Annotated in this window: 11 protein-coding genes; 9 read left to right on the forward strand and 2 right to left on the reverse strand. The window is 64.2% G+C overall.

Annotation, left to right across the window (positions count from 1 at the left end; genetic code table 11):
- Positions 1 to 6 precede the first annotated feature (6 nt).
- Genes atpD through DDT93_RS25225 form a run of 9 tightly spaced genes read left to right on the forward strand, consistent with a single transcriptional unit; the run spans position 7 to position 6,464 of the window.
- Positions 7 to 1,413: a F0F1 ATP synthase subunit beta gene (atpD, locus tag DDT93_RS25185; RefSeq protein ID WP_109468686.1), complete on the forward strand. Its 1,407-nt coding sequence runs from the start codon at positions 7 to 9 to the stop codon at positions 1,411 to 1,413.
- Entirely contained in the window at positions 1,410 to 1,823 is a 414-nt protein-coding gene (locus DDT93_RS25190; protein ID WP_109468687.1) for a F0F1 ATP synthase subunit epsilon, read from the forward strand. Before atpD ends, DDT93_RS25190 begins: the two co-directional genes overlap by 4 nt.
- Entirely contained in the window at positions 1,823 to 2,095 is a 273-nt protein-coding gene (locus DDT93_RS25195) for an AtpZ/AtpI family protein (protein ID WP_109468688.1), read from the forward strand. Before DDT93_RS25190 ends, DDT93_RS25195 begins: the two co-directional genes overlap by 1 nt.
- Entirely contained in the window at positions 2,092 to 2,364 is a 273-nt protein-coding gene (locus tag DDT93_RS25200) for an N-ATPase subunit AtpR (RefSeq protein ID WP_157960292.1), read from the forward strand. The genes DDT93_RS25195 and DDT93_RS25200 overlap by 4 nt, the downstream gene beginning before the upstream one ends.
- Entirely contained in the window at positions 2,361 to 3,047 is a 687-nt protein-coding gene (locus DDT93_RS25205; protein ID WP_109468690.1) for a F0F1 ATP synthase subunit A, read from the forward strand. Before DDT93_RS25200 ends, DDT93_RS25205 begins: the two co-directional genes overlap by 4 nt.
- Before the next feature lie 4 nt (positions 3,048 to 3,051).
- Positions 3,052 to 3,297, forward strand: coding sequence for a F0F1 ATP synthase subunit C (locus tag DDT93_RS25210; RefSeq protein ID WP_109468691.1), 246 nt, complete (start codon positions 3,052 to 3,054; stop codon positions 3,295 to 3,297).
- Complete coding sequence (locus DDT93_RS25215) at positions 3,297 to 4,025, forward strand: F0F1 ATP synthase subunit B family protein (RefSeq protein WP_109468692.1); 729 nt, start codon at positions 3,297 to 3,299, stop codon at positions 4,023 to 4,025. Before DDT93_RS25210 ends, DDT93_RS25215 begins: the two co-directional genes overlap by 1 nt.
- On the forward strand, positions 4,018 to 5,517 hold the full coding sequence (locus DDT93_RS25220; RefSeq protein ID WP_109468693.1) for a F0F1 ATP synthase subunit alpha: 1,500 nt from the start codon (positions 4,018 to 4,020) through the stop codon (positions 5,515 to 5,517). The genes DDT93_RS25215 and DDT93_RS25220 overlap by 8 nt, the downstream gene beginning before the upstream one ends.
- A complete protein-coding gene (locus tag DDT93_RS25225; protein WP_109468694.1) occupies positions 5,514 to 6,464 on the forward strand; it encodes a F0F1 ATP synthase subunit gamma in 951 nt (316 codons plus the stop codon). The genes DDT93_RS25220 and DDT93_RS25225 overlap by 4 nt, the downstream gene beginning before the upstream one ends.
- Positions 6,465 to 6,809: 345 nt before the next feature.
- On the opposite strand, the gene DDT93_RS25230 is transcribed toward DDT93_RS25225, so the two are convergent.
- Both DDT93_RS25230 and DDT93_RS25235 read right to left on the reverse strand, forming a co-directional pair.
- Positions 6,810 to 7,472: a response regulator gene (locus DDT93_RS25230; RefSeq protein ID WP_109468695.1), complete on the reverse strand. Its 663-nt coding sequence runs from the start codon at positions 7,470 to 7,472 to the stop codon at positions 6,810 to 6,812.
- A 425-nt stretch (positions 7,473 to 7,897) separates the two neighbouring features.
- Positions 7,898 to 8,596, reverse strand: coding sequence for a sensor histidine kinase (locus tag DDT93_RS25235; RefSeq protein WP_109468696.1), 699 nt, complete (start codon positions 8,594 to 8,596; stop codon positions 7,898 to 7,900).
- Positions 8,597 to 8,693 lie beyond the last annotated feature (97 nt).

Below are 8,693 nucleotides of genomic sequence, written 5' to 3' on the forward strand. Positions count from 1 at the left end.
CGGATCATGCCCCTTGCCCAAGCCAGCCTCGGTCTCGTGTCTGCCGTGCGGGGGCCCGTCGTGGATGTGGTCTTTCCCGAAACGCTCCCGCCCATCGAAACCGTTCTCGAGGTGGAGTGGGACGGCGACCACCCCCTCACGCTCGAAGTGCACGGCCACCTGGACGAACGGACGGTGCGCGCCATCGCCTTTCAGTCGACCTCGGGTCTGGCGCGGGGTGTCCGCGTCAACGCAACCCTCGCCCCGCTGATGGTGCCGGTGGGCGAGGCAGTGCTCGGCCGCTTGCTGGACGTGACCGGAACGCCGCGGGATGGCGGCGAACCCTTTCCCGAGGACACCCAGCGCCACCCGATCCACGGGGCGCCGCCCGCCTTCGACCGGGCGGAAACCGGGGTCTCGGTCTTCGAGACGGGTATCAAGGTGATCGACCTGCTGCTGCCGCTGTCGCGCGGCGGCAAGGCCGCGATGTTCGGCGGGGCAGGGGTCGGCAAGACCGTCCTGGTGATGGAACTGATCCACGCCATGGTCGAGAAATATCAGGGCATCTCGATCTTCGCCGGGGTTGGCGAACGCTCGCGCGAGGGGCACGAGATGCTCTCGGACATGACCGCCTCGGGCGTGATCGCACGCACCGCGCTGATCTACGGGCAGATGAACGAACCGCCCGGCGCGCGCTGGCGGGTTCCGCTGACCGCACTCGCCATCGCCGAGGACTTCCGCGACCGCAGTCATCGCAACGTGCTGCTGATGATGGATAACGTCTTTCGCTTCGTGCAGGCGGGCGGCGAGGTTTCGGGCCTGCTGGGCCGGTTGCCCAGTCGCGTCGGTTACCAGCCCACGCTCGCCTCCGAGGTCGCCGCGCTCGAAGAGCGCATCGCCTCGGTGGCCGGGGCGGCGGTTACCGCGATTCAGGCCGTCTACGTTCCGGCAGACGATTTCACCGACCCGGCCGTCACCGCGCTCTCGGCCCATATGGACAGCTCCATCGTCCTCTCGCGGTCCCTCGCCGCCGAAGGATTCTACCCGGCGGTCGACCCTCTCGAATCCTCCTCGCTGCTGCTCGATCCCGATGTCGTCGGGACCGAGCATTACGAGATCGCGAACCAGGTTCGCGCCGTACTGGCCCGGTTCCGCGATCTTCAGGACATCATCTCGCTGCTCGGGACAGAGGAATTGAGCGCCGCGGACCGCAAGACGGTGGCCCGAGCGCGGCGGCTGAAACGCTTCCTGACCCAGCCTTTCGCGGTGACCGAGGGCTTTACCGGCACCCCGGGGCGCAGCGTTTCGCGCGAGGAGACGCTGGCGGGCTGCAAGGCGATCCTCGCCGGGGAAACCGACGACTGGGCGGAAAGCTCGCTCTACATGATCGGCACCCTCGAAGAGGCCCGCGACAAGGAGAAGGCGGCGGCATGAAGCTCTCGATCGTCACGCCCCTCGCGGTCGCCGTCGAGGCAGACGGGGTGACCTCCTTCACCGCCGAGGATGCCAGCGGCCGGTTCGGGGTTCTGCAGGGGCACGCCGATTTCCTGACCGTGCTCTCGATCTCGGTCGCCAGCTGGACCGGCGCGGACGGAAAACGCCATCACGCGGCGGTGCGGGGCGGGGTGCTGACGGTCACCGGCGGCAACGCCATCCACCTCAGCACCCGCGAAGCGGTGCCGGGGGACGACCTCGAAAAGCTCTCGGACGAAGTGCTCTCTCGCTTTCAGCAGGAGGAGGACGCGCATCGTACCGAACATGTGGACGCCACCCGCCTGCAACTTGCCGCCATCCGGCAGATCGTCGAGACCTTCGGCCGCGGTGCCCGGCGGGAGGGCTACTGATGGTCAAGGAAGAGCGTCTGGCCGAGGCCGCCCGCAAACGCGCCGAGCGCGAGCGCCGCTGGAAGGCGGAGGGCGAAGTCTCCTTTTCGCGCCGGCTGGGGCAGATCGGGGTTCTGGGCTGGCTGATCGTGCTGCCGACGCTGGGTGCGCTCTTCCTCGGCCGCTGGCTGGACCGGACCTTCGACACTGGCATATTCTTCAGCGCTCCGCTGCTCTTCGTTGGGCTCGGAATTGGCGCCTACGCCGCATGGAAATGGATCATGCGCACATGACCGGGAGCTACTGGCATATCCTCTGGGCGCTGCCGGCCGGCGTCCTGACCGGCTGGTTGCACTTCCGAATGCTGCGCATCGGCACCGAGGCGCTGATCCACGACACCGCGACCGGCCGTGCGCTCGGCCTGACTGCCCTGCGCTTTGCGCTGACCATCGCAGTACTGGTGCTCGCCGCGCTGGCCGGCGCGCCCGCGCTGATCGCAGCGGGCTGCGGCCTCGCCGTCGGGCGCGCCATCGCCATGCGCGCCGCGCGGAGGATGCAATGAAGTCGCCGCTCGAGAACACCATCCTCTTTCACATCGGCTCCGTTCCCATCGCCGAGACGGTGGTGACCACATGGGTCATCATGGCCGTTCTGGTCGCCGGGTCATGGCTGATCACCCGCCGCCTCAGGCGCGATCCTTCGACCGTGCAGTCTGTCGCCGAACTGCTCTGCGACCTTGTCGACAGCCAGATCCGCGAGACCATGCGCACCGAACCCGGACCCTACCGCGCCTTCATCGGGACGCTGTTCCTCTTCATCCTCGTGGCCAACTGGAGTTCGATGATCCCCGGGGTCGAACCGCCGACAGCACACCTCGAAACCGACGCGGGCCTCGCCATCCTCGTCTTCTTCGCGGTCATCTGGTACGGGTTGAAAGCCGGCGGCGCCCGAGGCTATCTCAAGAGCTTTGCCGCGCCCACGCCGCTGATGATCCCGCTGAATTTCATCGAGAGCATCACCCGCACCTTCTCCCTGCTGGTCCGCCTCTTCGGCAACGTGATGAGCGGCGTCTTCGTGATCGGCATCGTGCTGTCGCTGGCCGGGCTGCTGGTTCCGATCCCCTTCATGGCGCTCGACCTGCTGACCGGGCTGGTCCAGGCCTACATCTTCGCCGTGCTCGCAATGGTCTTCATCTCCTCGACGGTGGCCGAGGCTACCGAACATCCGGAAACAGAAAAGGACTGACCCAATGGACTGGATTGCAATCGTCAGCATCCTCGGCGCCGCCTTCTCGGTGGCCTTCGGCGCCTTGGGCCCGGCACTGGGCGAGGGGCGCGCCGTGGCTGCCGCGATGGACGCCATCGCCCGCCAGCCGGAGGCCGCGAACTCCATCTCGCGGACCCTCTTCGTCGGCCTTGCGATGATCGAAACCACGGCAATCTACTGCCTTGTGGTCGCGCTGCTCCTGCTCTTCGCCAATCCCTTCATCTCCTGATGTCCTTCGACTGGTCCACCCTGCTGCTGCAGACCGTCAACGCGGCGGTCCTGATCTGGCTGCTCTCGCGCGTGCTGTGGCGTCCGCTGGCGGACATGATCGCGGCGCGGCGGGCCGAAACCGAGAAAGTGATGGCCGAGGCCGAGGCCAGCCGCCAAGAGGCCCGCGCGGCTGAGGCCGAGCTGGAGCGCAGGCTGGCCGGGATCGAGGCCGACCGTGCCGCCGCACTGGCCGATGCCGCACGCCAGGGCGAGGCCGAAAAATCAAGGATCATCGCCGCCGCGCGGGAGGAGGCGGGCCGGATCGAGGAGGCCGCAAAAGACCGCATCGCCGCCGCCGGGGTGGCCGCCGAAGCCGCGCTCGGGGAACGGGCGGTCGACCTCGCGGTCGACATGGCCGCCCGGCTCGGGTGCGAGCTCGACGGTCCGGCGCTGCGCTCCGCCGCGCTCGACCGCATCCTCGATCAGGTCGGTGCCCTCTCCGAGGATGACCGCGCGACCCTCGCCGCCTCGGTGTCGCTCTGTTCCCCCGCCGCGCTCGACCCGGCGGAACAGCAGGGCCTCCGCGACCGGCTGTCGCACGCCTTCACCAGCCCCCTGAACCTGACCTTCCAAACCGATCCGGGCCTTGTCGCCGGCCTCGAACTGTCCGGGCCTCACCTCGTGGTCAGAAGCGACTGGCGCGACGGCCTCGCCCGCCTCAGACAGGAGATCCTGCGCAATGGTTGATGCAGACACCTGGCTCGCTCGCGCCCGCGACGCCGTTGCCCGAACCGAGGTCGGCGCGGCGGTGGAACGCTTTGGCGTGGTGGAGGAAGTCGCCGACGGCATCGCCTTCCTCTCGGGCCTACCCGACGCCCGACTGGACGAACTCTTGAGCTTCGAGGGCGGTCAGACCGGCTATGTACAAAGCCTCGACAGCGACCGGGTCGCCGCCGTGCTGCTCGATCACGCCGAGGCGGTGGCGGCAGGCGCCCGCGCCTCGGGCACCGGCGCCGTCGTCCGCGTGCCGGTAGGGCCGGGCCTTTTGGGCCGCGTCGTCGACCCGCTGGGGCGCCCGCTGGATGGCAAGGGGCCGGTCGAGGGTATCCGCCAGGACCCGATCGAACGACCGGCTCCGGGCATCATCGAACGTGCCGCCATCACTCAGCCGGTGCAGACCGGAACTCTCGTGGTCGACACGCTTTTCGCACTCGGGCGCGGCCAGCGCGAGCTGATCGTGGGCGACCGGGCGACCGGCAAGACCACCATCGCGCTCGACACCATCCTGAACCAGCAGGAGGGCGACATCGTCTCGGTCTATGTCGCCATCGGCCAGAAAACTTCGGCCGTGCAGCGTGTCGTGCAGACGCTCACCGCCACCGGCGCGCTGGCGCGTACCATCGTGGTGGTCGCCGGACCGGCAACGCCCGCCGGCCTGCAATGGATCGCGCCCTTCGCCGGGACCACGATGGCGGAATACTTCCGCGACACCGGTGGTCATGCGCTCGTCGTGCTCGACGACCTGACCAAGCACGCCGCCTGCCACCGCGAAATCGCGCTGCTGACGCGGCAATCGCCCGGGCGCGAGGCCTATCCCGGCGACGTCTTCTATGTCCACGCCCGGCTGCTGGAACGCGCTGCCAAGCTTGCGGAGGCCCGGGGCGGGGGCTCGCTCACCGCGCTGCCCGTGGCCGAGACCGACGCGGGCAACCTCTCCGCCTATATCCCGACCAACCTGATCTCGATCACCGACGGCCAGATCGTGCTCGACTCCAAGCTGTTCAACGAAGGCCAAAAACCGGCGGTGGACGTCGGCACCTCCGTCAGCCGCGTCGGCGGCAAGACCCAGGCGCGATCTCTGCGCGATGCGGCCGAAACCCTGCGTCTCGACTATGCCCAGTTCCTCGAACTCGAGATGTTCACGCGCTTCGGTGGCATGCCCGACACGCGGGTCAAGGCGCAACTGGCGCGTGGTGCGCGCATCCGCGAGACCCTGCGCCAACCCCAGCACCGCCCGATAGCCCTCTCCGAAGAGGTCTGCCTCGTCCTGGCACTACAAGCCGGAATACTGGACGTGCTGCCGCCAGACCGCGTAACGGCTTTCCGCACCGCCCTCGCCGACCACGTTTCCAGCATACCCGAGGCCAACAGTATCGGGTCCGCTCCGCTGGAGGAGGTGTTACGTCAGGCACTCGTTACCGCGCTGACCCGGCTCGCCGACGAGGTGAAGGGCGCATGAGCGACCGTCTGGCCGAGATATCGGGGCGCATCACCAGCGTCCGCAAGCTCGGCTCGGTCATGGGCGCGATGCGCGGCATGGCGGCGGCCCGCGTCCGGCAGGCCGAGGGAGAGGTCGCTGCCGTCGACAGCTATGCCCGGACCATTCAAAACGCACTCTCGCAGGTCCTTTCCTTCGGAGCAGGGACCCCCGGAGTGACCGGCCGGGAATCAGTCGATATCCTGGTCGTCTTCCTTGCCGAGCAGGGATTTGCCGGCGTCTTCAGTGAACATCTACTGGACCGCCTCGCCGACGATCCAGTAACGCAACCGGGAGGCGCCGATGCTCCACGCCTCTGTCTTGTCGGCGCACGCGGCGCGTCTATCGCGGCCGAGCGAGGAATGTCGCCGTGGGTGTTCCGCCCCATGCCTACCCACGGCGCCGCCGTTCCACGGTTCGCGGACGAGTTGACGCAGACAGTGCTCGCAGCCTGTCTCAATCCAGCAATAGGTGCGAAAGTGGGCGGCCTGGAGCCGGGGCCGAACTGGGCAACCTCCGCCCCCCGCATCGACGCGCTCTTTACCCGTCTCCAACCCGGAGGAGCCCCGACACCTGAGCGTGTGCAATTGTTTCCCGCCCTCCCAATGCCCGGTGCCGCCCCGCTGTCGCCGCCATTGCTGAACCTCTCGCGGGAAAACTTGCTGCAGGATTTGCTTGCCGAAGCGCTGCATGCCGGCCTTTGCCGCGCGGCCCTGCACGCGATTGCGGCCGAGAACAACGCCCGCATGCTCGCCATGGCTGCAGCGCAAAGCCAGACCGAGCGAACACTGGAAGGACTCGTCGCGCTGGAGCGGCGCGTACGCCAGGAGACGATAACCTCCGAGATTATCGAACTCGCAGCAGGCGAGACTGCCTTCCACAGCCACACGAAGCGCAAGCCCTCCGATGCCAATCCGTCTGTGGAGTAGCTCTCGGTGGTTTTCCCGAGATTGTTCCGGGCCGCGAGGTATGGCCGCTCGGGGTAGTCAACTAGATAGCTGAGAGGAACGGTTCGGGGAATCCTGAGCAGCTTTGGTCTTCTCAATAGCTTGAACAGGAACTCGCGGACTCTTGACCAAGGTGATTTTTCGCCGCCGAGTTGGAGCGTCGCGTAAGCGGTCCTCAACAACTCCTTGAATTCAGAGTCAGGTAGCCCAAAGAACGCATTGCATTGCAGGCACCTACCAGAGTCCATGGCGAGAAAGGTGTTGTATGGACGGTCGCAAACGTCGCGATGGCGTTGCGAGTGAGGATCACTAGCCGGCCCACATGGCTCAATTCGTCTGGTGGGAAGGTTTGCGCGCAAACTCGAACTCCTCGTCCTCTCGAAAACTCTGCAAATAGCCGCGAAGCCCCGGACTGGCCTCAAGACGCCGCGCAACCGCAAGCGATCTGGATGCCTCCTCCAGTCCGGTGACCAGAACCGGCAGCATGGACTGACGAAAAGCCTGGCTACGGAAGGTATCCGACAGCGTCTCCAGCAACATGGTCCGAAGCATATGCTGTTGCATCGAGAACGTCGCCGCAGCGCGACGTTCTCGCGCCTGCAAGATTGCGTGTCTGAGCGCCTCGGCCGTGATCGCGGATTTGCTCAGGTAGTCGTCACACCCCATTTTCAACGCATTGACCGCGACATTGAGACGGTCGTCATTCGAGACCATGATCTTGATCGAGTTCCGGTTCCGCTCGTCTTGCTTCAGAAGTTCAAGCGCAGCGAGCCCATCTCCCTCGCTCAGGTGGTAGTCAATCAGCATTACATCGTATGTCCCGCGCGAGAGGGAACTGCGCATGGCATCGAGCGTCGCAGCCTCATCAAAAGTTATCGGCAGTTGTAACGCGGCGCCCATCCGGCAAATCCGCCGACGATCAAAGGCGCTATCGTCGAGGACCAGAGCCGAGATCGGCGTAGCTGTCTTATCTGTTGATGAAGCGATCATAACCCTCGTAGTGCCTTCATATCTTCTAGACTCTGTGATTGGAGGCTTAGCGCGACCTCTCCAAAGATTGGGTTAACGCGAAGTGTCTTGAGGCAGTGCGCTTTTCCAAAGTTAGAATCAGTATCTAGATTCTTGGTCAAGAGTTGTCTGCGGTAATGAAGATGTTCAGCGCGACTATGCCTGACCTCTCGATTGGGGTGAAATCCAGTGCATTGATTGGAGTTTGAAGGCAGTTGTGGAGCGCTAGGTGGCAAAAATGAAGGGGCTGACGGCATGTTCTTAGGTGATTTGATCTAGTGAGACTTCGATATTTTCTCTTGAGATGCTTCGAAATTGGGTTGAGGTTGATTGTCTCTCAGGGGTGAAGTCATCCTTCGTGGGTGTGTTGAGTTGATTTAATTGACTGATGTTACTCGAATCTCACGTTAATTTACTATCTTTGGGTGAGGGAATCGCACAACCAAGTGGCAACCTCGACCGTAGGGCGATGGTAGCCATTCGCATTCACCTTGATAGAGCGTGACAATCTTGCGAACATTCGCGAGACCCATTCCACTGCCATCGATTTCGTCCCGAGGTCGAAGTGTGGTCATTACTTCAAATACCTTGTTGCGAAATCGTTCGGGGATTCCTGGTCCATCGTCGCAGATAGACAGAACGTGCCAATCTTTCTCATCTCGGCTCGCTATTCGGATCGTTCCCTCCGGTCGATCATGATGTTTGATGGCGTTCGATAGAAGTGATGACACTAGTGTCAATGCATCAGTCTCTCCAAGTCGATAACGTGATTCCTCAAGGTTGAGTTTCAGCTGAAAACCTGGCGGCAGGGGTGTTTCATCAAGAATGGTGTCGACAACATCTTCCCAACGGACCTCGCTAACGGTTTGCTTTCGGCCGATGCGAGAATAAACAAGAAGATCAATCAGCATCCGGTCTAACCGAGATGTGTGAATGTGCATCAAACGGATGTTTTCTGCCAAGGAACCAGAAATCTGGTGCCCGTCGATTTGCAGGTCCTCCTCGATCCATTGCGGAAGCTCCAGCAGGGCACGCACAGAGTTACGAATGTCATGGCTGACGAGGTAGATGAAAGGTGACCTGCCCCCTGCCGGTCCCTCATTCATAACGAGAGTCTGCAGGTTGGGTTTGGGTATTCTGGTTCCCGATCTGGCGCAAGCTCGCCGGGCGCGGAGCCCTCAAGCTGCTCAAGCGCTCGGCGGG

It is taken from the genome of Albibacillus kandeliae, assembly GCF_003116585.1.
In the GTDB taxonomy this organism is placed as follows: Bacteria; Pseudomonadota; Alphaproteobacteria; order Rhodobacterales; family Rhodobacteraceae; genus Albibacillus; species Albibacillus kandeliae.

Bases quoted from the DNA above. Each gene is read 5' to 3' on its own strand.
- DDT93_RS25215 (WP_109468692.1), top strand. From the start codon at position 3,297: ATGTCCTTCGACTGGTCCACCCTGCTGCTGCAGACCGTCAACGCGGCG.
- DDT93_RS25210 (WP_109468691.1), top strand. From the start codon at position 3,052: ATGGACTGGATTGCAATCGTCAGCATCCTCGGCGCCGCCTTCTCGGTG.
- DDT93_RS25200 (WP_157960292.1), top strand. From the start codon at position 2,092: ATGACCGGGAGCTACTGGCATATCCTCTGGGCGCTGCCGGCCGGCGTC.
- atpD (WP_109468686.1), top strand. From the start codon at position 7: ATGCCCCTTGCCCAAGCCAGCCTCGGTCTCGTGTCTGCCGTGCGGGGG.
- DDT93_RS25190 (WP_109468687.1), top strand. From the start codon at position 1,410: ATGAAGCTCTCGATCGTCACGCCCCTCGCGGTCGCCGTCGAGGCAGAC.
- DDT93_RS25220 (WP_109468693.1), top strand. From the start codon at position 4,018: ATGGTTGATGCAGACACCTGGCTCGCTCGCGCCCGCGACGCCGTTGCC.
- DDT93_RS25195 (WP_109468688.1), top strand. From the start codon at position 1,823: ATGGTCAAGGAAGAGCGTCTGGCCGAGGCCGCCCGCAAACGCGCCGAG.
- DDT93_RS25205 (WP_109468690.1), top strand. From the start codon at position 2,361: ATGAAGTCGCCGCTCGAGAACACCATCCTCTTTCACATCGGCTCCGTT.
- DDT93_RS25225 (WP_109468694.1), top strand. From the start codon at position 5,514: ATGAGCGACCGTCTGGCCGAGATATCGGGGCGCATCACCAGCGTCCGC.
- DDT93_RS25230 (WP_109468695.1), bottom strand. From the start codon at position 7,472: ATGATCGCTTCATCAACAGATAAGACAGCTACGCCGATCTCGGCTCTG.
- DDT93_RS25235 (WP_109468696.1), bottom strand. From the start codon at position 8,596: ATGAATGAGGGACCGGCAGGGGGCAGGTCACCTTTCATCTACCTCGTC.